This window comes from Specibacter sp. NPDC057265, from assembly GCF_042668835.1.
GTDB lineage: Bacteria > Actinomycetota > Actinomycetes > Actinomycetales > Micrococcaceae > Specibacter.
Map to the genome: position 1 here is coordinate 34,624 of NZ_JBHUYE010000014.1, position 25,913 is coordinate 60,536.

Annotated in this window: 23 protein-coding genes; 14 read left to right on the top strand and 9 right to left on the bottom strand. The window is 64.4% G+C overall.

Annotated elements, in window-relative coordinates; genetic code table 11:
- Positions 1-224 precede the first annotated feature (224 nt).
- On the bottom strand, positions 225-890 hold the full coding sequence (locus tag ACFUCV_RS10860; protein ID WP_380815478.1) for a hypothetical protein: 666 nt from the start codon (positions 888-890) through the stop codon (positions 225-227).
- Between the two features lie 137 nt (positions 891-1,027).
- On the opposite strand from ACFUCV_RS10860, the gene gcvH reads away from it, so the two are divergent.
- The 5 genes from gcvH (at position 1,028) to ACFUCV_RS10885 (ending at position 4,098) form a co-directional block, all read left to right on the top strand.
- The gene (gene gcvH, locus ACFUCV_RS10865) at positions 1,028-1,414 is read left to right on the top strand and encodes a glycine cleavage system protein GcvH (protein ID WP_380815480.1); all 387 of its coding nucleotides are present in this window, start codon (positions 1,028-1,030) and stop codon (positions 1,412-1,414) included.
- Positions 1,415-1,480: 66 nt separating this feature from the next.
- The gene (locus ACFUCV_RS10870) at positions 1,481-1,963 is read left to right on the top strand and encodes an FHA domain-containing protein (protein WP_380815482.1); all 483 of its coding nucleotides are present in this window, start codon (positions 1,481-1,483) and stop codon (positions 1,961-1,963) included.
- A 48-nt stretch (positions 1,964-2,011) separates the two neighbouring features.
- Positions 2,012-2,737: a MerR family transcriptional regulator gene (locus ACFUCV_RS10875; RefSeq protein ID WP_380815560.1), complete on the top strand. Its 726-nt coding sequence runs from the start codon at positions 2,012-2,014 to the stop codon at positions 2,735-2,737.
- Positions 2,734-3,243 carry a bifunctional nuclease family protein gene (locus ACFUCV_RS10880; protein ID WP_380815485.1) on the top strand — a complete coding sequence of 170 codons (510 nt, stop codon included), beginning with the start codon at positions 2,734-2,736 and terminating at the stop codon, positions 3,241-3,243. The genes ACFUCV_RS10875 and ACFUCV_RS10880 overlap by 4 nt, the downstream gene beginning before the upstream one ends.
- Before the next feature lie 261 nt (positions 3,244-3,504).
- Positions 3,505-4,098, top strand: coding sequence for a MerR family transcriptional regulator (locus tag ACFUCV_RS10885; protein ID WP_380815488.1), 594 nt, complete (start codon positions 3,505-3,507; stop codon positions 4,096-4,098).
- Between the two features lie 38 nt (positions 4,099-4,136).
- Here ACFUCV_RS10885 and ACFUCV_RS10890 read toward each other — a convergent pair whose 3' ends face one another.
- Positions 4,137-4,973 (bottom strand): ParA family protein, encoded by an 837-nt coding sequence (locus ACFUCV_RS10890; RefSeq protein WP_380815491.1) that lies wholly within the window; start codon positions 4,971-4,973, stop codon positions 4,137-4,139.
- Between the two features lie 631 nt (positions 4,974-5,604).
- Here ACFUCV_RS10890 and ACFUCV_RS10895 point away from each other — a divergent pair.
- Positions 5,605-9,000, top strand: coding sequence for a pyruvate carboxylase (locus ACFUCV_RS10895; protein WP_380815494.1), 3,396 nt, complete (start codon positions 5,605-5,607; stop codon positions 8,998-9,000).
- A gap of 87 nt (positions 9,001-9,087) precedes the next feature.
- Here ACFUCV_RS10895 and ACFUCV_RS10900 read toward each other — a convergent pair whose 3' ends face one another.
- The 3 genes from ACFUCV_RS10900 to ACFUCV_RS10910 all read right to left on the bottom strand — a co-directional run bounded on the left by ACFUCV_RS10900 (position 9,088) and on the right by ACFUCV_RS10910 (position 12,356).
- A complete protein-coding gene (locus tag ACFUCV_RS10900; protein ID WP_380815495.1) occupies positions 9,088-10,902 on the bottom strand; it encodes an AMP-dependent synthetase/ligase in 1,815 nt (604 codons plus the stop codon).
- Positions 10,903-11,065: 163 nt separating this feature from the next.
- Positions 11,066-11,623, bottom strand: coding sequence for a hypothetical protein (locus ACFUCV_RS10905; protein WP_380815497.1), 558 nt, complete (start codon positions 11,621-11,623; stop codon positions 11,066-11,068).
- Complete coding sequence (locus tag ACFUCV_RS10910; protein WP_380815500.1) at positions 11,613-12,356, bottom strand: alpha/beta hydrolase; 744 nt, start codon at positions 12,354-12,356, stop codon at positions 11,613-11,615. The genes ACFUCV_RS10905 and ACFUCV_RS10910 overlap by 11 nt, the downstream gene beginning before the upstream one ends.
- A gap of 182 nt (positions 12,357-12,538) precedes the next feature.
- On the opposite strand from ACFUCV_RS10910, the gene ACFUCV_RS10915 reads away from it, so the two are divergent.
- Positions 12,539-13,483 carry a lysophospholipid acyltransferase family protein gene (locus tag ACFUCV_RS10915; RefSeq protein WP_380815502.1) on the top strand — a complete coding sequence of 315 codons (945 nt, stop codon included), beginning with the start codon at positions 12,539-12,541 and terminating at the stop codon, positions 13,481-13,483.
- A 135-nt stretch (positions 13,484-13,618) separates the two neighbouring features.
- Complete coding sequence (locus ACFUCV_RS10920) at positions 13,619-15,013, top strand: class II 3-deoxy-7-phosphoheptulonate synthase (protein ID WP_380815505.1); 1,395 nt, start codon at positions 13,619-13,621, stop codon at positions 15,011-15,013.
- A gap of 96 nt (positions 15,014-15,109) precedes the next feature.
- Here the strand turns inward: ACFUCV_RS10920 and ACFUCV_RS10925 are convergent, their stop codons facing one another.
- Together ACFUCV_RS10925 and ACFUCV_RS10930 are read right to left on the bottom strand one after the other, a co-directional pair.
- A complete protein-coding gene (locus ACFUCV_RS10925; protein ID WP_380815507.1) occupies positions 15,110-17,254 on the bottom strand; it encodes a PASTA domain-containing protein in 2,145 nt (714 codons plus the stop codon).
- 90 nt (positions 17,255-17,344) lie between these two features.
- Positions 17,345-18,706, bottom strand: a complete 1,362-nt coding sequence (locus ACFUCV_RS10930) for a LysM peptidoglycan-binding domain-containing protein (RefSeq protein WP_380815509.1) — start codon at positions 18,704-18,706, stop codon at positions 17,345-17,347.
- 169 nt (positions 18,707-18,875) lie between these two features.
- Here ACFUCV_RS10930 and ACFUCV_RS10935 point away from each other — a divergent pair, with 169 nt between their 5' ends.
- Positions 18,876-19,229 (top strand): Rv2175c family DNA-binding protein, encoded by a 354-nt coding sequence (locus tag ACFUCV_RS10935; protein ID WP_380815512.1) that lies wholly within the window; start codon positions 18,876-18,878, stop codon positions 19,227-19,229.
- A 95-nt stretch (positions 19,230-19,324) separates the two neighbouring features.
- On the opposite strand, the gene ACFUCV_RS10940 is transcribed toward ACFUCV_RS10935, so the two are convergent.
- Together ACFUCV_RS10940 and ACFUCV_RS10945 are read right to left on the bottom strand one after the other, a co-directional pair.
- Positions 19,325-20,440, bottom strand: coding sequence for a polyprenyl synthetase family protein (locus ACFUCV_RS10940; protein ID WP_380815514.1), 1,116 nt, complete (start codon positions 20,438-20,440; stop codon positions 19,325-19,327).
- 77 nt (positions 20,441-20,517) lie between these two features.
- The gene (locus tag ACFUCV_RS10945) at positions 20,518-21,138 is read right to left on the bottom strand and encodes a hypothetical protein (RefSeq protein WP_380815516.1); all 621 of its coding nucleotides are present in this window, start codon (positions 21,136-21,138) and stop codon (positions 20,518-20,520) included.
- Between the two features lie 116 nt (positions 21,139-21,254).
- Here ACFUCV_RS10945 and dinB point away from each other — a divergent pair, with 116 nt between their 5' ends.
- The 5 genes from dinB to ACFUCV_RS10970 all read left to right on the top strand — a co-directional run bounded on the left by dinB (position 21,255) and on the right by ACFUCV_RS10970 (position 25,869).
- Positions 21,255-22,490 (top strand): DNA polymerase IV, encoded by a 1,236-nt coding sequence (gene dinB / locus ACFUCV_RS10950; RefSeq protein ID WP_380815518.1) that lies wholly within the window; start codon positions 21,255-21,257, stop codon positions 22,488-22,490.
- Positions 22,491-22,702: 212 nt separating this feature from the next.
- Positions 22,703-23,080: a DUF3040 domain-containing protein gene (locus ACFUCV_RS10955; protein ID WP_380815519.1), complete on the top strand. Its 378-nt coding sequence runs from the start codon at positions 22,703-22,705 to the stop codon at positions 23,078-23,080.
- A 405-nt stretch (positions 23,081-23,485) separates the two neighbouring features.
- Entirely contained in the window at positions 23,486-23,917 is a 432-nt protein-coding gene (gene mraZ / locus ACFUCV_RS10960; RefSeq protein WP_380815521.1) for a division/cell wall cluster transcriptional repressor MraZ, read from the top strand.
- Positions 23,918-24,184: 267 nt separating this feature from the next.
- Positions 24,185-25,183 carry a 16S rRNA (cytosine(1402)-N(4))-methyltransferase RsmH gene (gene rsmH / locus ACFUCV_RS10965; RefSeq protein WP_380815523.1) on the top strand — a complete coding sequence of 333 codons (999 nt, stop codon included), beginning with the start codon at positions 24,185-24,187 and terminating at the stop codon, positions 25,181-25,183.
- A complete protein-coding gene (locus ACFUCV_RS10970) occupies positions 25,180-25,869 on the top strand; it encodes a hypothetical protein (RefSeq protein ID WP_380815524.1) in 690 nt (229 codons plus the stop codon). Before rsmH ends, ACFUCV_RS10970 begins: the two co-directional genes overlap by 4 nt.
- Positions 25,870-25,913: the final 44 nt, after the last annotated feature.

Genomic DNA, 25,913 nt, shown 5'->3' on the forward strand with positions numbered 1-25,913 from the left:
CCTGGCGGAAGGATTTTATTACTTCTGGGTACAACTGCCGCCGGCGGCTTTTGTGAGTTCCGGCTCAGCTGCGGCGCAGGATGCGGCCGTTCGCGCTTCCTGCGGGTACTGTTTTAGGTAGCCAAGGCGCTTTTCTCAAAGTCAGCCGCGGTCAGACCCCTGGGAGTATCTCGCCGATGCTGTCAGGGGTCGAACCATTTAAGGCCCGGGAACGCCAACCCCGCTCATGGGGCAGGGGATTCATGGGCAGTTTCCGCCCCCCTGGAGTCCGGTGCCTGGGCACCGGACACGTCAGGGGTGCCAGGCTGGGCCGCACGGGCGGCCCCTGCCGCTTTCGGTGCGTCCACGCCGGGGTTCCCCCGCCCCCGCGATTGTGCGGCCTTGAGCATGCGCACCTCACGTCCGCGGCGCAGCCACGTGCGGCCCAAGGCAATGCCGGCCACGGCGCACACGGCACCGCACAGCATGAATATCTGGCTCCACGTGCCAAACCAATTTGCCTCCGTCAGCCAAAGGGCCCGGGCATCCACAGCGGTTGGCCCGCCGCCATACATCACCCCCAGCGTCAGCAGGTTGGGGATGGTCAGCACCACGGCTGTGGCCGCCAGCGCCACGCGGGCGGCTTTGGGCAGGCGGCGGCGCCGGCACTGCCACGCCAGCAACAGCGGGGCGAAGGTGAAGGTGAAGCCATAGAACATGCCCAGCGGCACGCTGTTGCCCGGCTGCCCGCCCAGCTGCCCCACCACGGCCTTGGCCCACAGTGAGGGCAGCGTCACCGATCCCACCAAATAAGCAACCACCAAAACCACGGCGGCCACGGCACCGGCAATGGTGCGAAAAAGCCACGGCGGCATCCTGGCCGGGTCCCGGGTTGGTGATGATTCAGTCATACAGGAATCATGACAGATGCCACGGTCCTGGCGCACGTCCTTTGCCGCGGCGCCGCCGCTGACTTGTCAAGACGCCTTCGAGCCTAAAGACTGGGGATGATCCATGGCGCAGCCACCACCATCTGAAAGGTTTCATTATGAGCAACATCCCCGCGGAACTGTCCTACACGGCCGAGCATGAATGGGTGGGGCAACCCACGGCCGAAGGTGTGGTGCGTGTTGGCATCACCGACTTTGCCCAAGATGCCCTAGGGGATGTGGTGTATGTCCAAATGCCTGAGACGGGCACTGAAGTGGTGGCCAACACCGTGGTTGGCGAGGTTGAATCAACCAAGAGCGTCAGCGACATCTATGCCCCCCTTGCCGGGGTCGTTTCAGCGCGCAACGAGGCGCTGGATGAGGATCCGTCATTGATAAACTCCGATCCCTACGGAGCCGGCTGGTTGATGGAAATCACCCTCAGCGATGCCAACGACCTCGGCACGCTGCTTAGTGCGGGCGGGTACCAGGAAAAGGTAGGCTAGAGGCCACAAAGGCTTTCGGACGGTGGACGTCCGGGCAAACTCAGACTGCAGCAAGGAGGAGTACCAATGGTTGACACGGGTAACGGCGTCGGGGTGAATGGCCAGGCTGACTCCCAGGAACGGCCTGGTTCACCTGAGACGACGTCAATTCACTTGGCGCCTGTCCAGTCCGGGCCGGCGTCGGTGCCCACTTTGGGATCCGAGGAGCAAAATGCGGTCAACGCCCTGCCGGCTGGTTCGGCATTGCTGGTGGCCCACGGGGGTCCGAACGAGGGTGCCCGTTTTCTGCTGGACAGTAAGGTCACCACGGCTGGCAGGCACCCTGACGCGGACATTTTCCTCGACGACGTCACGGTCTCGCGTCGTCATGTGAACTTCCTCAAGTACGACGGCGGCTTCGAAGTCATTGACGCCGGCAGCCTCAACGGCACCTACGTCAATGGTGACCGTGTGGACAGCGTGCGGCTTCGCAACGGCAATGAAGTGCAGATCGGCAAGTTCCGTCTGACCTACTATTTCAGCCCCAACAGCCCGGCCGCGGACGTCTAGGAAACCGTGTCCTCGATCAGTGCCGGCGCGGGGCGCCGGTTGCTGGAGATGAACTCCAGCAACCGGCGCCCCGGGGCCGTGCCCGTTTTAAACATCGGTGAGGTCCTGGCCCAGCTCAATACCGACTTTCCGTCGGTGACGGCGTCAAAGATACGCTTTTATGAAGAAAAGGGTCTCATCACCCCGCCGCGCACACCGGCAGGGTACCGCCAGTTCCGGGAGTCCGATGTGGAGCGGCTGCGTTTCGTGCTGGCCCTGCAGCGGGACCATTACCTGCCGCTGAAGGTGATCCGCGAATACCTGCAGGCCCTTGACGAGGGGCGGACGCCGGAGAATCTGCCCCACGGGGTGTCCATAGCCCCGCGCATGGTTTCGGATGATTTGGCCAGGGAACTGACGCAGCGCTCGCGCAGGCTCACACCGCAGGAACTGCGCGGGGAATCCGGCGCCAGCGAGGAGCTCTTTGAGAGCCTGCTCAGCTATGGACTCATCAGTTCCCACGCCGGACATTTTGACGACCACGCGCTGAAGGTGGCACAGGCCTGCACGGCATTGGCCGCCCACGGCCTGGAACCGCGCCACCTGCGTCCCTTTCAGGCCGCCGCCGACCGGGAGTTTGGGCTGGTCGAACGTGCCGTGGGTCCGGTGTCCGCCCGCCGGGACGGAACCTCTGCCTTGCGTGCCGCCGAGGCCGCCCGGGAAATTGCCGAGCACTGCCTCAATCTTCACAGCGCACTGGTGCAGGGACGCATTGCAGGCATGGAAACGCCATGATCGAGGTCGCGATTGTGGGCGTGCGCATTGAAATGCCGTCCAATCAGCCACTGGTGCTTTTGCGTGAAGTTGCCGGCGAACGCCACATTCCCATCTGGATTGGCGCTGCCGAAGCCACCTCCATTGCCTTGGCCGAACAGGGCGTGGTGCCGCCACGGCCGCTGACCCATGATTTGCTGTGCACGGTGGTACGGACCCTGGGGCACAGCATTGTGCGGGTCAACTTCACCAAGGTCCAGGACGGGGTCTTCTTTGCCGAACTGGTCTTTGGCAATGGTGCCACCGTCAGCTCCCGGGCCTCCGATGCCATAGCCATAGCGCAGCGTTCGGGGTGCTCCCTGTGGGCAGCCGAGTCCCTGGTGGACGAGGCGGGCGTGGTCATTGACCGCGGCCTGGTCGAAGGGGACGAGGAGCCGTCAACTGCATCCGAGGAAGAGAAGGAACGTGAGGTTCGTCAATTCAGGGAGTTCCTCAATGAAATCGAACCGGAGGATTTCGAGAAATAATCCCGCATTCCCGGGCATTTTGAGCTTCCCCTAAGGTTCAAGCTGAAGGTGAAGCATTCGACACGCCAAAATTGTTGTCCCCATGTCTTTGACCTGGCTCCAGTACGGCTCTACGGTCTAAGTATTGAGTTTCCCATTGCAAGCCCTGGCGGGCGCGGGCACACTTGAGGCAAGAGCCCCCCGGGACCTGGCCCAGGAGCTGCAGCACTGAGGCGTTGCGGCACCGCCATCCATCGGGAAACTGTGAACAGGAGGATCCACGTGAGTGTCACCAGTGACGGCGGCGACGGCGCTGCAGCCGTCGCGCGCAGCTCCGTTCTCGGCGCAGGCTCCCAGGGTCTGCTGTTCACCGAGGATCTTCCCTTCCTGGACGAACACGCCGGATACCGTGGCCCCACCGCCTGCAAAGCCGCCGGCATCACCTACAGACAATTGGATTACTGGGCCCGGACCGGGCTGGTGGAGCCGGAGGTGCGTGGCGCCGCCGGCTCAGGTTCCCAGCGACTCTATGGTTTCCGGGACATTCTGGTGCTCAAGGTGGTCAAGCGGCTGCTGGATACCGGAGTGTCCCTGCAGCAGATCCGAAGTGCCGTGGAACATCTGCGCGAGCGGGGCGTGGCGGACCTGGCCCAGATCACCTTGATGAGTGACGGCGCATCCGTGTATGAATGCACTTCCGCCGATGAAGTCATTGACCTGGTCCAGGGCGGCCAGGGCGTCTTTGGGATTGCCGTGGGCCGGGTCTGGCGTGAGGTTGAGGGCAGCCTGGCAGCCCTCCCCAGCGAACACGCCCCCGTCGCGGCCTTTACCGACGACGAGCTGAGCCGGCGCCGCGAAAGCCGGCACATATCCTGAAGCTGCCGCTGCGTGGCGTCGAACGCCAGGCCCAGGCCCTAGCCGCGGTACAGCCTGCTGCGCGTGGCCCCTTGGGTCAGCACTGAATCCAGCAGCCTGTCAAAGAGTGCCGAAGCGTTCCTGGCTGAATCCCCGGGCCATTGGTGCACGGGATGCGCGGCGCCCTGGATCTGCTGCCAGTTGGCCTGCTCCGGGATGGTGGGGGAGAGCAGCAAGTCACCGAACATTGTCTTCATCTCAGCCAGGCGGTACGCATGCTCGTTGGAACCGGTGCGCACCCGGTTGGCAACAATTCCCGCAGGCACCAGCGAGGGCGCAAATTCAGTGCGGAACAATTCAATGGCACGCAGGGTGCGTTGGGTTCCCGCCACCGAAAACAAGCCAGGTTCCGCTACCAGCAGCACGCGCGAACTTGCTGTCCACGCCATCCGGGTCAGTCCATTGAGTGACGGCGGGCAGTCAATGAGAACCAGCTGATAGGGGGCCGTGCCCTCCTTGTCGGCGTTGGCCAAAATGGTGGACAGCCGGCGTAGATCGCGTTTGCCCAAATCCGGGCGGTCATAGATCCCGCTGTAGGCCGAACCCACTGCCACATCAAGGGTGGGGGCGGCGCCGGCGTCGTTGCCGTGCGCGGCGAGCCAGCCGCTGGGAACAACATTGGCGGCCAGCTCGGCCTTGCGGGAATTCTTAATGAGCTGGCCAATATCAAGCTGGCCCCGCACCGACACACCCAGACCGGTGGTGGCATCGGCATGCGGATCCAGGTCTATGACCAGAGTGGGTATGCCGGCGGCCAACGCTGCCGAGGCCAGGCCCAGGGTGACTGATGTCTTGCCGACGCCGCCCTTGAGGCTGCTGATGCTCACTACTTGCACGGATGAACCATTACCCTTTGCGTTGCGTACCTAATCATGTGCGGCTGCGATGAACACTGACACATACCTTGCATGGGCCGCCTGGGCGGCCGACGCAGTGGGGAGACTTGCAGCCCCATGTTCATCATATGTGGAGTGCCCCCGGAATTGCTGCTTTGCCCCTGGCGTTCCGCAAAGAGGCGGCTGGAACCGGTGCCGGGCGGCACGGATCTGCCGTCATTGGGCCACTGCTGCAGGCCCTGCCCTGCGAACGCGCTGCGCCGCGGGCGCGCCAAAGCGCAAGGTTGCCGCGAAAGCCGGCGCAGGTCCTAGACTTTGTTACGTCCCCGGCGGTGATATGCACCACACGATTTGGCGCAACTGGCATTCCGCGGGCACAATGACACCACTTTAGCCAGCGGCGTGACGTGCTGGCCGAGGGTGAGGTTGGAGTTGGCACAAGTGGCATGGCGTGTCCACGGCATGGGGGCGCCGCTCGGCTTGTGTGAAGGTTTTTATCCACAGGGATGTGTGCCGGATCCGTTTCGGCGGAGAGCAGGCGCCCGCCCCACGCGGGGTGCGCGTCCTTCACCGCCGCCAAGCGGGGAAGGCCCTTTTGGGACACACCGCAAATTGTTCACACAGGAGTGAGATGTTTTCAAAGATTTTAGTTGCCAACCGTGGTGAAATCGCCATTCGTGCCTTTCGCGCCAGCTACGAACTGGGCGCCAAGACAGTGGCCGTCTACCCGTATGAGGACAGGACGTCCATCCACCGCCAAAAAGCGGATGAGGCCTACTTGATTGGGACCCAGGGACACCCAGTCAGGGCCTACCTGGACGTGGCAGAGGTGATCCGCGTCGCCAAGGAAGCCGGCGCGGACGCCATCTACCCCGGCTACGGCTTTCTCTCGGAGAATCCCCAGCTGGCCGGCGCGGCCAGGGAGGCGGGGATCACCTTTGTTGGGCCGCCGCCGGAAGTGTTGGAACTGACAGGAAACAAGGTCCACGCCATTGACGCCGCGCGGAAGGCCGGCATCCCGGTGCTGGAGTCCTCCGAACCCAGCGCCGATCTTGACTACCTGCTCGGTGCGGCGGCAAAGATCGGCTTCCCCATCTTCGCCAAGGCAGTGGCCGGTGGCGGCGGGCGGGGCATGCGCCGTGTTGAAAAGGCCGAGGACTTGGAGGAGGCCCTGAAATCCGCCATGCGGGAGGCGGACGCCGCCTTTGGCGATCCCACCATGTTCCTGGAACAGGCAGTGCTGCGTCCGCGCCACATTGAGGTCCAGATCCTGGCCGACGGCAAGGGCAATGTCATCCACTTGTTCGAGCGCGACTGTTCGCTGCAGCGCCGCCACCAAAAAGTGGTGGAGATTGCACCCGCGCCCAACCTGGATGAGAACATCCGCAAAGCCCTCCATGCCGACGCCGTAAAATTCGCCAAGGCCATGGGTTACGTCAATGCCGGCACCGTGGAATTCCTCGTGGACACCGTGGGTGAGCGGGCCGGCCAGCACGTGTTCATTGAAATGAACCCGCGCATTCAGGTGGAGCACACGGTCACGGAGGAAATCACCGACGTGGACCTGGTCCAGGCGCAGCTGCGCATAGCCGCCGGTGAGACCCTTGCCGATCTGGGGTTGACCCAGGAAAACGTCCACGTCAAGGGTGCCGCCCTGCAATGCCGGATCACCACGGAGGACCCCGCCAACGGTTTCCGCCCCGACGTCGGTAAGATCACCACCTACCGTTCCGCCGGCGGGGCCGGGATCCGGCTCGACGGCGGCACCATTTATGCAGGTGCCGAGATCAGCCCCCACTTTGACTCCATGCTGGTCAAACTCACCTGCCGCGGCCGTGACTACAAGGCGGCCGTGGCCCGCGCCCGGCGCGCGTTGGCCGAGTTCCGCATCCGCGGCGTCTCCACCAACATTTCCTTTCTGCAGGCGGTGCTGGAAGACCCGGCCTTCAACGCCGGCGATGTGGCCACCTCCTTCATTGACGAACGCCCCGAGCTGCTGAACTCCCACGTGTCCTCGGACCGCGGAACCAAGCTGCTCACCTGGCTGGCCGACGTCACCGTCAACCAGCCGCACGGCGAACTGCAGGCGCTGGAGGATCCTGCGGCGAAGCTGCCGGCCGTGGACCCACAGGCCGCCCCGGCAGCCTCCCGCCAACGGCTCCGCGAGCTGGGCCCCGAGGGCTTTGCCGCGGCCCTGCGCGCGCAGACGGCTGTTGCCGTCACCGACACCACCTTCAGGGACGCGCACCAGTCGCTGTTGGCCACCCGGGTACGCACCCGGGACCTGCTGGCGGCCGCCCCGGCGGTCTCCGTGCTCACACCGGAACTGCTGTCCGTGGAGGCCTGGGGCGGCGCCACCTATGACGTCTCCCTGCGCTTCCTCGGGGAGGACCCCTGGCAGCGCCTGTCCCAGCTGCGCGCGGCCCTGCCCAATGTGTGCCTGCAGATGCTGCTGCGGGGCCGCAACACCGTCGGCTACACGCCCTACCCGACGGCGGTGACGGATGCCTTTGTGCAGGAGGCGGCCGCCAGCGGCATTGACATCTTCCGCATATTCGACGCACTCAACGACGTGGACCAGATGGAGCCGGCCATCAGGGCCGTGCGCGCCACCGGCACAGCCGTCGCCGAAGTGGCCCTGTGCTACACCGGGGACCTGCTGGACCCGGCGGAAACCATCTACACGCTGGAGTACTACCTTGAGCTGGCGCAGCGCATTGTGGCGGCCGGTGCGCACATCCTGGCCATCAAGGACATGGCGGGGGTGCTCCGTCCTGCAGCCGCGGCCACCTTGGTCACGGCGCTGCGGGAACGGTTTGAGCTGCCGGTGCACCTGCACACCCATGACACGGCCGGCGGCCAGCTGGCGACCTTGATGGCGGCCATCAACGCCGGGGTCGATGCAGTGGATGTTGCCTCCGCCGCCCTGGCGGGCACCACCAGCCAGCCCTCCGCCTCGGCGCTCGTGGCCGCCTTGGCCCACACCGAACGTGACACGGGCATCAGCCTGGCAGCCATCAGCTCCCTGGAACCCTATTGGGAAGCGGTCCGGCGCCTGTACGCGCCCTTTGAGTCCGGACTGGCAGCGCCCACGGGCCGGGTGTACATGCACGAAATCCCCGGCGGCCAGCTCTCAAACCTGCGCCAACAAGCCATCGCCCTGGGCTTGGGGGAGCGCTTCGAGGAAATTGAGGACATGTACACCGCCGCCGACCGGATCCTGGGGCACCTGGTCAAGGTCACGCCGTCGTCCAAGGTTGTGGGGGACCTGGCCCTGCACCTGGTGGGCATCAAGGCCGATCCCGCCGACTTTGAGGCCAATCCGCAGAACTACGACATCCCCGATTCGGTGATTGCCTTCTTGGGCGGCGAACTGGGCACCCCGCCCGGAGGCTGGCCGGAGCCGTTCCGGACCAAGGCGCTGCAGGGCCGCACCGTGGGCGCGCGCACGGGCACCTTGAGCGACGCCGACAGCGCTGCGCTGCAGGGGGACAGCGGCACGAGGCGGGCCACCCTGAACCGCCTGCTGTTTGCCGGACCCACGAAGGACTTTGAAAAGGTGCGCGAAGAGTACGGCGATGTTTCCGTGCTGGACACCCGCGACTACCTCCATGGCCTGCGGCGCGGCGTGGAGCACGTCGTGTCGCTGGAAAAGGGCGTGCGCCTCATTGCCGAGCTGGAAACCATTTCCGAGCCCGACGAAAAGGGCCTGCGCACCGTGACGGCTAAACTCAACGGCCAAAGCCGGCCGGTCCAGGTACGTGACCGCAGCGTGGAAAGCACCGTGCAGGCTGCCGAAAAGGCCGACCCCGGGCTGGACGGGCATATTGCCGCGCCCTTTGCCGGTGCTGTCTCCGTGAAGGTGGCGGTGGGTGACGTGGTGGAGGCCGGGGCAACCGTGGCCACCATTGAAGCCATGAAAATGGAGGCGTCCATCACCACACCCGTCGGCGGCACTGTGCAGCGGCTGGCCATTTCCGGCGTGGCGCAGGTTCAAGGTGGCGACCTGCTGGTGGCCATTTCCTAGCCCGAAACGAAGGCAGGCCCTTCCCAGCCGCGAAGAATCACGCAGCTGCGAAGGGCCTGCCTGTGCGGAAGGGCCGGTCGGTGGTGGTCAGCTGGACTTGGGCGTGGCGTAAAGGTCCTCCACCACTGTCTCGAAGTCCTTCATGACCTGGGCACGCTTGACCTTCATGGAAGGTGTCAGGTGTCCGGAGCTTTCCGTGAAGTCAGTGTCAACAATGCGGAACTGTTTGATGGCCTCGGCACCGGAAACACTGGCATTGGCCCTGTCGACTGCCGCCTGCACGGCCGCCACCACCGTGGGGTGCACGGCCGCCTCGGCCACGCTGATGCCCGCAGGAAGGCCATGGGCCCTGCCCCACTGGCCCAGGGCTTCTTCATCAACCGTGATGAGGGCGGCAATGAAGGGGCGCTGATCGCCCAGGACCACGCACTGGGAAACAATGGCATCGGCACGGATTTGATCCTCCAGCAGGGCCGGGACCACGTTTTTGCCGCCGGACGTGACAATGATTTCCTTCTTGCGGCCGGTGATTTTCAAGAAGCCCTGCTCATCCAGTTCACCAATGTCACCGGTGCGGAACCAGCCATCGATGAAGGTGTCTGCCGTGAGGTCCTCACGCCCAAAGTAGCCCTTCATGACGCACACGCCCTTGGCCAGGATTTCCCCGTCAGCGGCGATTTTGACGGCATTGCCGGGAAGGGGTGCGCCCACGGTGCCGATTTTAATGCGCTCGGGCCGGTTGACGGTGATGGGGGCTGTGGTCTCGGTCAAGCCGTAGCCTTCCAGAATCTGCAGGCCAATGCCTTGGAAGAAGTGCCCCAGCCGTTCACCCAACGGCCCTCCGCCGGAAACGGCATGGCGTACCTGGCCTCCCATGGCTGCACGCAGTTTGCCGTAGACCAGCTTGTCGAAGACCAGGTGGCGGGCCCGCAGCCCAAGTCCTGCGCGGCCGTCCTGAATGGCCCGGGAGTAGTCAATGGCGGTTTTGGCGGCCGCCGCGAAAATCCTGCCCTTGCCTTCCGACTCGGCTTTCAGGGCAGCGGAGTTGTAGACCTTCTCAAAGACGCGGGGCACGGCCAGAATGAAGGAGGGCTTGAAGCTCTGCAGGTCAACCAGGAGGTTCTTGATGTCCGGGGTGTGCCCCACCTTGGCCCCGCCGGCCACGGCCAGGACGGAGATGTAGCGGGCAAAAACATGCGCCAGGGGCAGAAACATGATGGTTGCGGCTCCCGGAGCCAGCACCGTGGAGCCTAGAACGGCGTAGGCGTTTTCGCTGAGTTCAACAAAGTTGTGGTGCGTGAGCATGCAGCCCTTGGGGCGGCCCGTGGTGCCTGAGGTGTAGATGATCGTGGCCAGGTCATCGAGGCCATTGGCGGTGCGTGCGCTTTCCAAGGCGGCGTCACTGACATCCCGGCCCGCCTCGCGCAGCTCGTCCAGGCCGTCACCTTCCAACTGCCACACGTGCGCCAGGGAACCAAGATCCTCATTGTGGGCGGCCTGGCGCACAATGTTTTCGTGCGCTGCAGTCTCCGCAAAGACGGCCACGGCCGCCGAATCGCCCAGGTTCCATGCCACCTGCGAGGGGGAGGAGGTCTCATAGATCGGCACCGAGACGGCGCCGGCAAACCAAATGGCAAAGTCCACCAGGACCCACTCATAACGGGTGCGGGCCATAATGCCCACCCGGTCGCCCACGCCGATTCCCGAAGCAATCAGGCCCTTGGCAAGGGCGCTGACGTCAGCATGGAATTCCTTGGCCGAAACATCAATCCAGACATTGTCGGCGTTGCGTTTGGAAAAAAGGGCCGGGTTGGCGTCCAGCTTTGCTTGGCGGAGCACAAAATCGGTGGTGTTCATGGTCCGGGGGCTGATCACCTTGGCCGGAACGGACATCTCTTGCACTGTAGCTCCTTTGATATGCGGGCCTGAGAACCTGTTGCTTCACTCTAGCTGGCAACCACGCAGCGGGGCGGACAAAAGCCGCCCCGGGGCGAAGTTTATGTTAGCTGGCCCACTTTCGCACCCGTGGCGGCCCTTGCGCGCCACGGACGCGCAGTGCCGCGCCCTAGACCACCGCGCCATCACCGCCGTCATGGTCCCGGTGCTTGGGCAGGCGGGAAAGCAGGTAGCCGGTTCCCGACAGAAAGGCCATGATGACGGCAATGGTGACCAGCAGCGGGATGCTGCGCCAGAACATTGCGGCGAAGACCAGGAACAGCGGCCCTCCCGCGGCACCGAACCAGGAAAGCAGAACGGCTGGATCGGCGTTGCTCAAGCGCGGGGGTTCCGCGGGCACAAAGCGCTCATCGTCCCCTTCGGCCGGCTCATGGTCGCGTGGCCCGGGCCCGGCGGCATTGGACCGGCTGTGGGCGGAAAGCTCCCGGGGGGCAGGGTCCCCGTGCTGCTGCCACACCCCCAGCGGATCAAAATCAGCCACGCCCTTGGGCGCAGCACCTGCATCAAAGCCGGGCGGGGATGCTGCGGCGGAGGGCGGGGCAGTTCCTTCGCCCTCCTGGCCCGTCCCGCCCTGATCGGCAGCCTCGAGCCGGGCCACCAGTTCCCGCCACGTCTGCTCGTCATCGCCGCTGGAGGAGCGGGGTTCAGCGCCTGGATTAAAGCCCATGGAGTGTCCTTTGGAAAAATGCAATGGATTCGGAGAAAATCTGGGGGGCATCGTGGTCCAGGGTGGCCACGTGATAGCTGTTTTCAAGCGCTGTGAGCTCCACATGGGCACTGCCAATGCGCTTTCGCAGCACATCGATGCTGGAGTCCGGAACCACATGGTCCACGGTGGAACGAAAGATCAGCACTGGCGCGGTGACCTGGGGCAGCAGGGCCGTGGTGTCGGTGAACAGTTGCGCGAGTTGATGCACGGCCGCGACGGGGGTGCGGCTGTAGGCCCCTTCCAAAATCCCTTCCTTCTTCACGTCATTGCCTATGGCCGGCACACTTTGCAGGGCGTATTTAAGCAGTCCGGCGTATTTGGCGCGCCTGTCGGCAAAGGTCAGGCCGGGGTTCACCAGGGCCAGTCCCGCCACCGGGTGCTGGGCCGCCAGGCGCAGCGCCAGGGCCCCACCCATGGACAGGCCTGCCACAAAGACCGCGTCGCAGCGGCTGACCAGGTCCAAATACGCCTTTTCCAGATCCCGGTACCAGTGCTGCCAAGGTGTTTTGGCAAGTTCCTGCCAGCTGGTGCCGTGACCTGCCAGCAGCGGCATGTTCACGGCGAAACCGGCCGCGGCGAAGGCTTCACTCCAGCCTTGGACGCTGACGGGGGAACCGGTGAAACCATGGCACACCACCACTCCGGTGCGCGCCAGCCCGCCATGGCCAAGGGAACGGAACGATTCAGTCATGGCAGAGCCTCTCTGGAGCATGCAACACGGGGAAGGGCGGGAGTAAAAAACACCGGAACTGGTGACGCCAGCGTAGTTTCAGCCGCTCCTTCACTAGACTACTGTTGTTAAGTCCACAGCGGGGTACCGCAACAACAGGGAGTTCGCCGCCACTGCGGCAGCACCGGAGGAGGCAGACCGCCGTGATTTATTGGGTGCTCAAGAATTTTTTTCTCGGTCCCGTCCTGAAGGTGCTGTTCCGTCCGTGGACCAAGGGATTGGACAACCTGCCCGTGGACGGGCCGGCGGTCTTGGCCAGCAACCACCTGTCGTTCTCTGACTCCATCTTCATGCCCCTGATGGTGCCGCGGCCGGTGGTGTTTCTTGCCAAAAGCGACTACTTCACCGGCAAAGGCCTCAAGGGCCGGCTCACGGCCGCGTTCTTTCGCCTGACGAACCAGCTGCCCATGGACCGTTCGGGCGGGGCGGCCTCGGCCAATTCGCTGAGCACCGGCGTGGAGGTCCTCAAAGCCGGGGGGCTGCTGGGCATCTATCCCGAAGGCACCCGCAGTCCCGACGGACGTCTGTACCGGGGAAAGGTGGGGGTGGCCAAATTGGTGCTCACAGCCAATGTCCCCGTCATTCCCGTGGCCATGATCGGCACGGACAAGGTCCAGCCCATTGGGCGCCGCATTCCCAGCATCCGCCGCCTGGGCATCATCTTTGGCGAACCCATGGACTTCAGCCGCTATCAGGGCATGGCCGAAGACCGCTTTGTGCAGCGCTCGGTCACGGATGAAATCATGTATGAGCTCATGCGGATCTCCGGCCAGGAGTATGTGGACTCCTACGCCTCCACGGTGAAGGAAAAACTCGCTGCGGAAAAGGCCGCCAAATCGACAAAGGCCGACGCCGCCGCCCAGCGCCCCGCCGCGCAGCAGCCCCAGGCAAGCGCGCATGACGCAGTGCGCATTGAGCCCCCCGCACCGCTGGCGCCGGGGACCATCAGCATCGTGGGCGGCAAAACCGCACCAACCCAGGACACCCCGCTGCCCACCGGGGCGTCCGTGCACGAAGCGCACCCGGCGGCGGCAGAAGGACACGGTCCCGCACCAGCCCTCAAACCACGCCGGTCCGGCAGGCCCTGAGCCACTTGGCGCGCCTGCGCCCGGGGGCAGCCGCAGCAGCTGCAACGGCGGGGCCCTGCGGGGCGGAACCATCCTCGGCATCTCACGGAACGGACCGGTTGCCGCCGATGGGGTTTTCGGGACTACGCTTGATGGGTGACTGAACTAACTTATGATGCAGACGCTGCCACCCCGGCCCTTCCCGTCCCGGGTGCGGCGGTTTATCCCGGCCTGGATGACTGGCGCGGCTTGCCCATTGCCCAGCAGCCCACCTGGAGTGATGCCCCGTCCTTTGCCCCCACGGTGAAGGAACTGTCCACCATGCCGCCGCTGGTTTTCGCCGGCGAAGTGGATGTGCTGCGCTCCCGTCTGGCCCAAGCCGCCCAGGGCGAGGCTTTCCTGCTCCAAGGCGGTGACTGCGCTGAAACCTTCGAAGCAGCCACGGCTGACAAGATCAGTGCCCGGGTCAAGACGATCCTGCAGATGGCTGTGGTGTTGACCTATGGCGCGCAGCTGCCCGTGATCAAGATGGGCCGCATGGCGGGACAGTTCGCCAAGCCGCGCTCGTCCAATGATGAAACGCGCGACGGCGTGACCCTGCCGGCGTACCGGGGGGACATTGTCAACGGTTACGACTTCACGCCCGAGTCCCGCCGGCACGACCCCGCCCGCATGCTCAAGGCGTACCACACCTCGGCGTCGACCTTGAATTTGATCCGGGCCTTCACGCAGGGCGGCTTCGCCGATCTGCGCAGCGTCCACGAATGGAACAAGGGTTTCACCTCCAATCCGGCCCACAGCCGCTACGAGCGTCTGGCGCAGGACATCGACAGCGCCATCAAGTTCATGGCCTCCTGCGGTGCGGACTTTGATGCGCTGAAGACGGTGGAGTTCTTTGCCAGCCACGAGGCCCTGCTGCTGGATTACGAGCGTGCCCTGACCCGCATCGATTCGCGCACCGGCCTGCCGTACGACACCTCGGCGCACTTTTTGTGGATTGGCGAGCGCACCCGCGATCTGGACCAGGCTCATGTGGACTTCCTGTCCCGGGTCCGCAACCCGATTGGCGTGAAGCTGGGACCCACCACCAGTGCCGATGATGCGCTGGCACTGATTGAGAAGCTGGACCCGAACCGCGAGCCCGGGCGCCTGACCTTCATCACCCGCATGGGCGCGAACAACATCCGTGAAAAGCTGCCCCAGCTGGTGGAGAAGGTCACGGCCTCCGGTGCCAAGGTGCTGTGGGTCACCGACCCGATGCACGGCAACACGGTGACGTCCCCGAATGGTTACAAGACCCGCAACTTTGACGATGTCATTGACGAGGTCCGCGGCTTCTTCGAAGTGCACCAGTCGCTGGGGACCTTCCCGGGCGGGCTGCACGTGGAAATGACGGGCGACGACGTTGCCGAGTGCCTGGGCGGCGCGGACCCCATTGACCAGGAGGCGTTTTTGACCGGTTACGAGTCCGTCTGCGACCCCCGCCTGAACCACAAACAGTCCTTGGAAATGGCCTTCCTGGTCTCCGAGGCCCTGCGCAAGTCCAAGTAGGGATTTTTTAGGAGACGGCCGACGCCGGCGCCGCACCTTGATCACAGGGTGCGGCGCCGGCGTCGTTGTTTCCTGCTGAAGTCCGGCTGCCGCAGTTTAGATGACCCTGAGCGTGATGGTGCTGCCTTCCGGGGCGGAGCCGCCCTGGGGGTCTTGGAAACGGACGGTGCCAAAGAAGCCGCCGAGCAGGTTTTCCACCGCGACCTTAAAGCCCAGGGCCTCCAGCTCGCTCCGGGCCGCCGCTGCCTGCTTGCCCACCAGGTCCGGAACCGGGATCATTTTGGGTCCCTTGGAGAGTGTCAGGGTCACTTTTTCCCCTGCTTTCAGCTCACCGCTGGCGGGGGACTGGGTGAGGACCAGCCCTGCAGCCACGGTGGCGCTGTTGACCTGCTCCGGTGCGATGGCCCCCACCAGGCCCGCCTCCTTCAAAGCGGCGATTGCAGCGGACTCGGTCAGGCCCGTGACGGCGGGAACGGGGATGGGGCGGGGGCCCTTGGACACGTTCAGCGTGATTTTGCTGTTGGCCCGGAATTCCTTGCCCGCCTGCGGATCCTGGCTGATCACGGTGCCGGCCGGAACCAACTCGTTAAACGCTTCGCTGACCTTGCCCACCGCCAAGGTGGCGTCGGCAAGGTCCTGCTGGGCCTCCGGCAGGGTTTTTCCGGTCAGGTCCGGAACTTGGTACAACACCGGTCCGCGGGAGACCTGGAGCAGGATGGAGTTGAACCTGCGCACGGATGCCCCGGCATTGGGGTCGGTGGCGACCACCAAACCCGCGGCCACCTTTTCATCAAAAATTTCCGCCGTGGGGACGGTTTCAAAGCCTGCCGCGAGCAGGGCCTCCTGGGCCTGGGGGATGCTTTTGTTGTGGACGTCGGGCACGGTGGCCAAGGCGCCCGGCCCCAGGGCGAGGAACCAGCCTGCTGCCGCAACGGCGGCGACCAGCACCATGACCAGGGCAATCCACAGCAGCGCCCGGCGGCGCGGCTTGGCCGGTCCCAGCGTGGTCCGGGGCGTGGCAGCCTCCCTGGCGCGGGCCTTGGCCTGCGCCGAAGTGCGGCGCCGGCTCGTTTTCACCGGCACAGGACCCGTCCCCGGTGCGTGGGGATCCTCCGCGTACAGCCCTGTGCCGGCCGGGAGCACGGAGGTGGGGAACCGGGGCGCGGCAATGACGCTGGTGGCGTCCGCTTCGTCCGTGGTCGGCGCAGCTGAACGGGCGAAGGGGGGCGCCTGGGTGTGGTGCTCCGCCGGGGCGTGGTCCGGGGCGCTGCCAAGTTCGCCATGGAAGCTGCCGCCCTGGGCCAGTATGGCCGTCCCTGCCCGTTCCACGGCTTTTCTGGCGGCACCGGGGGCCGCCAGCGGCGCCTTTCCGAAGGGGGCACCAAAATCAAGTTCGCCGGGGCTGAGGGTCTGCCGGATGTGCCGCAGGTCCTCCAGCAGCGCGGCCCCATTGGCGGGACGGTGGTCGGGATCCTTCTCCGTCATGTAGCGCACCAGTTCATCCATCACAGGTGGCAACCCGGGGACGGCCAAGGACGGGGCCGGCACGTCATCGCGGATGTGCGCCATGACCACTGCCACGGGCATTTCATTACGGAAGGGCTGCTGACCGGTCAAAAGTTCATACAACATGATGCCGGCGGAGTATATGTCGCTGCGGGCGTCCCCGCCCTGGCCCTGCGCCAGTTCCGGGGCAATGTAGCCCACCGTGCCCAGCAGGGTGCTGGTGTTGGTGGATGTGGTCACCGCCCGGGAGAGCCCGAAGTCGCCAATCTTCACCCAGCCCTGATGGGAGATCAAAACATTCTCAGGTTTGACGTCCCGGTGCACCAGACCGGCGTGGTGGGCCGCCGCCAGGCCCTCCACCACAGGATCCAGGAGGTCAAGTGCCTGGCGCGGGCTCAGGGCGCCATTGCCGTCAATGACATCACGCAGGGTGTAGCCGTCAATGAATTCAAAGACCAGATAAGCATGGTCGGGGCCGGCGGCGTGGTCATGGATCTGGACCACGTGGGGGTGCGAAAGGCTGGCGGCGCTTTGTGCCTCGCGTTGCAGCCGGGCCACGAACCCGTCGTCGGCAGCCAGGTGCGGGCGCAGCATTTTCAAGGCGATGTTGCGCCCCAGCCGCTGGTCGTTGGCTAAATAGACTGTGGACATGCCGCCGTGCGCCACCTTGGAGAGCACCAGGTAGCGGCCGTCAAGCGTGGACCCAATCAGGGGATCGGCTGGTTGTTCTTGCACTCCTCCAGCTTAGGAGGCCAACGGCGAAGGGACCGCCAGCAACACCGTGCCGGCGGTCCCTTTCTTGGAATTTGCCATCCCGGGTGGGGCCTAGCGGTACAGCTCCCGCTTGGCCTTGATGCCCGCCACGTAATTCACCGAATCCGGGAAAAGGCCGTGGACGCTGACGGAATATTGGCCCTGGTAGTAGCCGGCAATGGCTTCCTCCTCGGTGGCTGCGCCTGCGTGCAGGGCGCGGATGATGGCCACCCCGGCCGTGACATTGTCCTGCGGGTCCAGCAGGTTCAACTGCCGGCCCACCAGCCCTGAGGCCCATTCGCCGGCGTCGGGAATGACCTGCATGGTGCCGATGGCATTGGCGGGGGAGACCGACTGGTGGTTGAAACTCGATTCCTGTTCGGCAAAAGCCAGGGCGAGCGCCGGATCCACGCCCATGGCTGCCGCGGTGCCGGCCACCATCTCCTGCATCTGCCCCCGCGTCGGTGCGGGGGCAGCCAGCAGGGCTGCCTTGTTGCGGTTGGCGTCGTTGACCACGGCATCGGGGTAGGTGTAGTGCAGGAAGGTGTTGGGAACCTGCTGATCGGCGGGCAGCTGGGCCGGAGCCGGCGCGCCGGGTTCAATCGGCACGATGTCGCTGGAGGCGGCGGCGACGCCGGGGATGGCGAGGCTCTTGCCGGCATAGATGGTCCCGTTGACGCTGGTGCCGTTCGCGGCCGCAAGCGCCGAAAGCTGGACATTGTGTTCGGCCGCAATGGAGGACAGGGTGTCACCGGCCTTGATGACATAGCTGCCGGCCGGCTGTGGCGCAGCCGCGGGTGCATTCCGGGATTCCTGCGCGGCGGCACTGATCTTGATGGACTGGCCCGGATGGATCACCGTGTCCTGGCCCATCTGGTTGAGGGAGAAAAGCTCAGCCAGGCTTACACCGTGCTCGGCGGCAATCGCGCTGAGGGTCTCGCCGGAACTGACAATGTGGGCCTTTCCTGCCGCTTTCGGGCTGGTGGAGCTGCCGGGTGTTGATGACCCGGAAACAGCCAGGACCTGGCCGGGCTGAATGAGGTCCTCCGCTGAGAGGCCGTTGCCTGAGAGCAGGGAACCCAGCGATACGCCGTGGGAAACGGCAATGCCGGAAAGGGTCTCGCCCGCTTCGACGGTATGCGTGGCGGCTGCGGTGATGGTGGCGGCCTTCAGGGTGGACACCGCCTTGGGCATGGTGCTGGCAACCATGGTCGAGGAAATGCTCTTGCCGCTGGTGCGGGCCTGTACGGCGGCGAGCATTTTCTTCCCGTCAAGGGTCCCGTGGTTGCCGTGGGACAGGGGTTCGGCCTGCATCGGCGCGGCCGTGGCCGTTCCAGCCATGGCCAAGGAAGAAAGCATGACCACGGGGATGGCCGCCGTGGCAACGGCTGCCAGCTGCTTGCTGTTGGACGTCGAAGAACGCGGGGGAGTCATAGGCGAATACCTTAGGGTCTTGTATTTTGCGGATCAAAACCAGTGCGCGTGGTTTTGCCAAGCTGATTAGAAGCGAATTTACACTAAATGCCAGGCAGAGTGGATGCCCACGGGCTGTGCGCGGTCATAAATTTGCACCCTGCGGGTCAAAATGTGGGAACCTTTGAGGGTGAGTAATGTTGAAACAGTAGTCAATACGTGGTTGCCCCTGCCCGACGTCGCTGAAATGCTGCAGCTGCCCATCACCAGGGTCCACGCCCTGGTGAAGGACGGCAGCCTGCTCTCGGCCCGCATCGGCGAACGGAACATCAGGGCGGTTCCGGCGGAGTTCATTGCCGGGGACCACATTCTGGACAGCCTGCGCGGAACCATTACGGTGCTTCGCGACGCCGGCTTTAACGATGAAGAAGCCATCCAGTGGCTGTACACGCCCGACGAGTCCCTGCCCGGACGCCCGGTGGATGCCTTGATTGCCGGACGCAAAACGGAAATTCGCCGCCGCGCCGGAGCTTTGGGCTGGTAAGAACCCGCGGGCAGCGCTGCAAGCGGCAGTGCTGAAACGGCAGTGCTGAAACGGCAGGCCCCGGCGCATTGCGCGCCGGGGACTGCCGTTTTGGTCTAGGCCGAGCGGGAAATGGCCGCCTCGCCCAATGCTGCCAGTGCGTTGGCGGTGGCGGCACCGAGGGGGAGCCGCTCCAGTGCCTCGAATGCCTGGGCGCGCAGCACCGCTATCATTTCCTCCGCCCGGGCCAGCGCGCCGGAGTCTGTGAGGATGGCACGAAAACGTTCCACCTCGCCGTCGGACAAATCTTCGCGGCCCAGGTTTTCATGCACAAAGCTGCGGTCGGCCTCCTTGGCACACTCCATGGTCAGGCCTATCAGCACCGTGCGCTTGCCCTCGCGCAGGTCATCCCCGGCGGGCTTGCCGGTCGTGGCCGGATTCCCAAAGACCCCCAGGATGTCATCGCGGAGTTGAAAGGCCTCGCCCAGCGGCAGCGCAAAGGCGCTGTAGCCCTCGAGCAAGGCCCCGTCGGCCCCCGCCAAGGCGCCGCCCAACACCAGGGGATGCTCGGAGGAATACTTCGCCGACTTGTAGCGGATGATCGCCGATGCCCTCGCCACAGCCGTCCCATGAGGCTGGGAAGGGCCGGCGACTTCCTCCAGTATGTCCAGGTACTGCCCCGCCATGACCTCTGCGCGCATCACATTGAACACCTCGCGGGCGGTGCTGTGGGCGCCGGCACCAATGCGGGCAAACATTTCCTCGCTCAGCGACAGGCACAGGTCCCCGGCCAGGATGGCAGCGGCGTGGCCAAAACGTTCCCCGTCCAGGGCCCAGGAACTGCTCTGATGCAAGGTGGTGAACTGGCGGTGGACGCTGGGCCGTCCGCGGCGGGTGTCCGAGCGGTCAATGATGTCGTCGTGTATCAGAGCCGCCGTTTGAAAAAGTTCCAGGGCGGCACCTGCCTGCACAATGGTGCCGGCCCCGGCTGCGCCCCCGGCTGCGCCCCCGGCGCCCCGCCAACCCCAATAACACAGCAGCGCCCGCATGCGCTTGCCGCCGGTGGCCAAGGTTTGGATGGAATCCAGCAGGACCAGGGAAGCCGGGGAGACGCGCTCCAAAAGCGCACGTTTCTCCGCCAGAAAGCTCTCCAGCTCCATGGCGACGGCTGCTACAAAGTCAGCACCTTCCACGTCTTGGTCGGCGCTGCTGGGGGAGGGCGTGGAATTCATGCGGCAGGGGTCCTTGCTGTGGGCTGGGGCGGGAAGGGAAATTTCGGGTTTTGGCAGCAGCGCGTTATGTTGGCGCGTTATTTAAAGGCCGCCTGCAAAAGGGTGACGCCCACGGTGAAGGTGGCCGTTCCGGCATCCTGGCTGACCGAAACGGTGGCGAGTTCCCGGCCCCCGCTTCGGACGAACGTTTTCAGCGGCACCCCGTCCACTGCCTCGCCGGGCTGCGCCGTGAACCCCTGGCCGGCAAAGACCTTGGTGTAGTGGGCCAGCACTTCGGCGCTGCTGGCAGTGATGCTCGCTGTCACGGCAGCCTGCGAGAGGGCACCTGCACGTTCAGTGCTGGAGACCTGTATCCGGGCTTTTTCCATCAGCGGCACGCTGGCCACGGGAAAGCCTTCCACCAAGCTGCCCACCGCGGTTTGCGCAGTCGGTTGTGTCGTGGCGGTGGCCGTCACCTCAGCCGTCGCCTCCGCCGTCGCCGCCGGGGAGCCTGCCGGCGGTTGGGCGCTGACGGAGCCCGATGCGGTGGGCGGTGCCGCGGACGATTCCTGTGTGGAAGTGCCCGTGGCCGGATTCTGCGCCGGTCCAGCAGCCGAGCAGGCGGAGGTGCAGACCGCGGCGGCCGTGATGGCCAGGGCCGCCAGGGCCCTGCGCAGTGCCATTGCATTCGAGCCGGGACGGGATGAAGGGTGGGTCATGGCGGTCCTTAGGGTTTGGTGCCGGTGCTGTGGCATCTTGATCAGTTTACCCACTGGGGTCCGCGCCAGCGGCAGCGCACGCGGTGCTTGTCTGCGGCGCTCACTAGACTGGAAGGGTGAGAGTGGAGCAAACGTCGCAGCAGGCGCCGGATCAAAGCGGCTGCACGGTGATGCACGTGGACATGGATGCCTTTTATGTCTCCGTTGAGCTGCGCCGCAGGCCCGATCTGCGCGGCAAAAAAGTCATTGTGGGCCAGCCCGAGGGCCGCTCGGTGGTGCTCTCCGCATCCTACGAGGCGCGCGCCCTGGGAGTGCGGTCGGCGATGCCCATGGTCACGGCCCTGCGCCTGTGTCCCGGTGCTGTGGTGCTTCCACCCCGGCACCCCGACTACCAGCAGGTGTCCGGACAGATCATGGCCGTCTTCAATTCCATTACCGACACGGTGGAACAGTTGAGCGTTGACGAGGCCTTCCTGGACATCAGCGGCTCGCTGCGCCGCCTGGGCACGCCACTGGAGATCGGGGCCCTGATCCGGTCGCGCATTGCCGCGGAGATTGGCATCACGGCGTCCGTGGGGCTGGCCGCCAGCAAATTCGTGGCCAAGGTCGCATCCACCCGGTGCAAGCCCAATGGGATGTTGCTGATTGAAAAGGAACGCACGGTGGAGTACCTGCACACCCTGCCGGTGGAGGCGTTGTGGGGGGTGGGGGAAAAGACCCGCGGCGTCCTGGCGCGCCTGGGGATTTTCACGGTCGCCGACGTTGCGGCCACGCCGCCGGCCGTCCTGCACAAGGCCTTGGGGAGCACCGGCACCAGCCTGCATGCGCTCTCCTGGGGCATCGATCCGCGGCCTGTGAGCGGCGTGCATCAGGAAAAGAGCATTGGGGCCGAGGAGACCTTCGCCCAAGACACCGGCGACGACGAAGTCCTCACCCGGGAACTTTTGCGCCTCTCACATAAGGTGGCGGGGCGTTTGCGCGCCGCCGGGCTCAGCGGACACACCTTGGCGCTGAAGATCAAGTATGCCGACTTCACCACCATCACCCGTTCCAAGGCCCTCAGTGCCGGCACCGACAGTGCCGCCCAAATATATTCTGGCGCCGTGGCCTTGCTGGCAGGCCTGGGCCAAAGGAGGCAAAGTGTGCGGCTCATTGGGGTCCGTGTGGAGCGCCTGGATTCGGTGGCTGATGCCCCGATGCAGTTCACCCTGGATCCCCGGGACAACAATGCACGCTCCGCTGAACTGGTCGGCGATGCCATAGCCGCACGCTTTGGCAGCGCCAAAATTGTCCCGGCCCGGCTGTTGAAGCCGGCCGCCGAGGCCCGGCAGCAAAAAAAGTTTGACCCCTAGTCTTCACAGGATTGCAAACACGGGTTTCAGATCGGCGGAATCAAGCCTATTCTTAGTGACAAGGAGTTGACTCAATGACGACTTTGGCTGCTGTCAGGACCTACCAGCGCCCGCCTGTGGCGGCTCTGGCAGTTGGCCCATGGGAATCATTGGCACGCCGAAGTCGTTATACGAGTACAAGCGCCCACGGCCCGGACCTGAAGGAGGTTCTCATGCCCCTCTCTGAGCATGAGCAGAAATTGCTGGATCAGTTGGAACAGCAACTACATGCCGAGGATCCCAAGTTCGCCAGTTCATTGTCGCTGGTGCCTGGACGTTCGGTCTCCACGCGCAATGTGGTCATTGGTGTCTTGGTCATGATCGCCGGGTTGCTGGTCCTTTTAGGTGGTGTTGCACTGCAGCTGGTGGCGCTGGGAATCCTAGGATTTCTGGTCATGGGCGGCGGTGTCTACATTGCCACCTCCAAACCCCGCCGAGGGGTTGCCGCGCAGCCTGGCCAGACGGCTGGTTCCCGAACCCGCACGAAACAAAAAAGTGGTTTTATGAGTGATTTGGAAGAAAAGTGGGAAGAGCGGCGCCGCGAACAGTAGGCGCGCAGGCGGCACATCGTTGTGCCTCAAGGCTGTCCGCGTGGTGAAGACTGCCTGGCAGCTATAAAAAGGGCCCCGAAGGGCCCTTTTTTATTGCCCGGACAGGCGCCGGGGTGGCCCGGCCAAAACCCTCCACTTGGCCCCCTGCAGCGGCCCACCAAGCCCAAAATGGTGGCGATTGGGCCCGATTTGCCGTATTCGACGCACTTTTAGGGGCATGGTGCCACTTTTTTCCTCCACGGCACGCCACACCGGAAAACCGCGTAATTACGGGGCAGAACTTGCCCCAGAAGGCCAACACACCCGTCATTTGAGTTGACGGTGGAGGATTGTGGAGTAATGTGGAGCGCATAAGGGCACAGTGGGGTGGTTTACTCCCTGTCTTGACCATAGAGGCGGTGTGAGTTGTTTCTCGGAACACACTCGCCGCGCCTGGATGACAAGGGCAGGATCATTCTTCCCGCGAAGTTTCGAGAGGAGCTTTCCAGTGGTCTGGTCCTGACCAAGGGCCAGGAGAACTGCATTTATGTCTTTAGTGCCAGGGAGTTCGAAAAGGTTTTGGCGCAAATGCAAAATGCACCGTTATCGAACATGGCGGCCAGGGACTACATTCGAATTTTCCTGTCCGGAGCATCAGATGAGGTTCCAGACAAGCAGGGCAGGGTGACCATACCGGCAACCTTGCGGCAGTATGCGGGCCTGGAGAAGGAATTGGTGGTCATTGGTGCTGGCAGCCGGGCGGAAATCTGGGATGCGGCGGCATGGCACAGCTACCTGCAGGCCAAGGAGACGGCATTTTCAGCAACCGATGAAACCGACCTTCCAGGCATCAGCTGAAAACCATAACTAAATATTGTGTCTTGCATGAGATCTCCAGCCGCGCGGCGTCATTGATCCTGGCTCACCTTCCCCGGAGCCAGGCCCGGTGGGGCACGGCGCGGAGGGGGATCTGGTTCAAGACAAAAACTCGCAATGCCTGCAGGGGCAGTTGAGCAAGTGGAACCTGAGCAGGAAAGCACCAGCAAAAGAATTATCCGCATTTGCATTGCCTTTGGGGGAGCGCTTTCCCCATCCCGGTTATGACCGAAGAGAAATGGAAGTTGTATGGCCTCGGACAACCCCGCATTGCCCACGTCCGAGCGTCACATCCCCGTTTTAAAAGACCGCTGCATAAATTTGCTGGCTCCCGCCTTCGATGCCGCCCGCCACGCGGGGCGCACCCCGGTGGTCATTGATGCCACCTTGGGCATGGGCGGGCACAGTGAGGCCATGCTGCAGCGGCATCCCGATCTGCATTTGATAGGCATTGACAGGGATACCGAAGCGCTGGGTTTGGCCGGGGAACGCCTGGCCCCATTCCGGGACCGCACCGACCTGGTCCATGCCGTCTATGACGAAATAGCCGAGGTGCTAAAGGATCTGGGCATCGCGGAAGTCGACGGCATTCTCATGGATCTGGGTGTTTCCTCACTGCAGCTTGACGAGCGCGGGCGTGGTTTCGCGTACTCCTTCGATGCGCCTTTGGACATGCGCATGGACACCAGCCGGGGGCAGACGGCCGCCGACGTGGTCAACAACTACTCCGAAGAGGAACTGGTCAGGATTATCCGCAAATGGGGTGAGGAAAAATTTGCCGGGCGCATTGCCAACCACATTGTGGCCGCCCGCAACAAGGCCCCCCTCAGCCACACCGGAGAGCTTGTGGAGATCATTCGGAACGTGGTTCCCGCCGGCGCGGCGCGAACCGGCGGACACCCTGCCAAACGCACCTTCCAGGCCCTGCGCATTGAGGTCAACGAGGAACTCGACGTGTTGGAAAGAGCCATCCCGGCGGCAGTGGATGCGTTGGCGCTGCACGGGCGTGCCGTGGTGATGTCCTACCACTCGCTGGAGGACAAGATCGTCAAGTCGGTGTTTGCGGCAGGTGCCCGATCCTCCGCGCCGGCAGGATTCCCCGTGGAGCTTGAAGAGCACCAGGCCACCCTCAAGCGCCTGACCAAGGGCACCGAAATACCTACTGCTGAGGAAATAGCAGAGAATTCCAGAGCCGCCTCGGCACGGCTCCGGGCAGTGGAAAAGATCAAAACCAGGAGTGCACGATGAGCCAGCCAGCATTGCACCGCGCACAGCTCAATGTGGGCAACACAGCCCGTGCTCTGCCGCTGCCCCAACCGGCTCCCGGCCCGCTGAAGGGTGGCGCGTCCAAAAAGACGCGGACCGGGCTGGAACTGGTGACCTCCACCCCCAAGCGCAGCAGTTCCCAACTGATAGTGATCTTGTTCCTGGTGGTGCTGGTGGCCATGTCAGTGGTCCTGGTCATGAGCATCTCCGTGTCCAAGGGTCAATATGAACTGGTGGATTTGAAGCGCCAGCAAACCGTGCTGGTCAAGTCCAACCAGGCACTGGAACAGGAAATCGCCGCGCAGCAGGCCCCGCAGAAGTTGGTGGTCGACGCGGCGGCGCTGGGCATGGTGCCGGCTGGGACGACGGGCCAAATTGACGTCCGCACGCAGACCGTCAGCGGGTCCCCGCAGCCGGCACCTGCCGATGCCAAGGGTCTGGTGGTGATCCCCCCGGCCATGGTGGAAAAACCCACGGTTGCCGCGGACCAGGAGCCGGGTCCGCAAAGTCCCGCCGCCGCCGAAGCCGCCAAGGACGCAGCCGCCCCGGCAGCGAAACCGGTGCCGGATGCCAGCGCAAAACCTGCTCCGGCGCCGGCGCCCAGCGTCGAACCGGCTCCGGAGTTAAACGGCGGCAGCATCCCCGCTCCCGCCCAAAAGGACGGTTAGCTCCCGGCAACGGTTTTCACCCATGGTGGCAGTCCAAGCTGCCC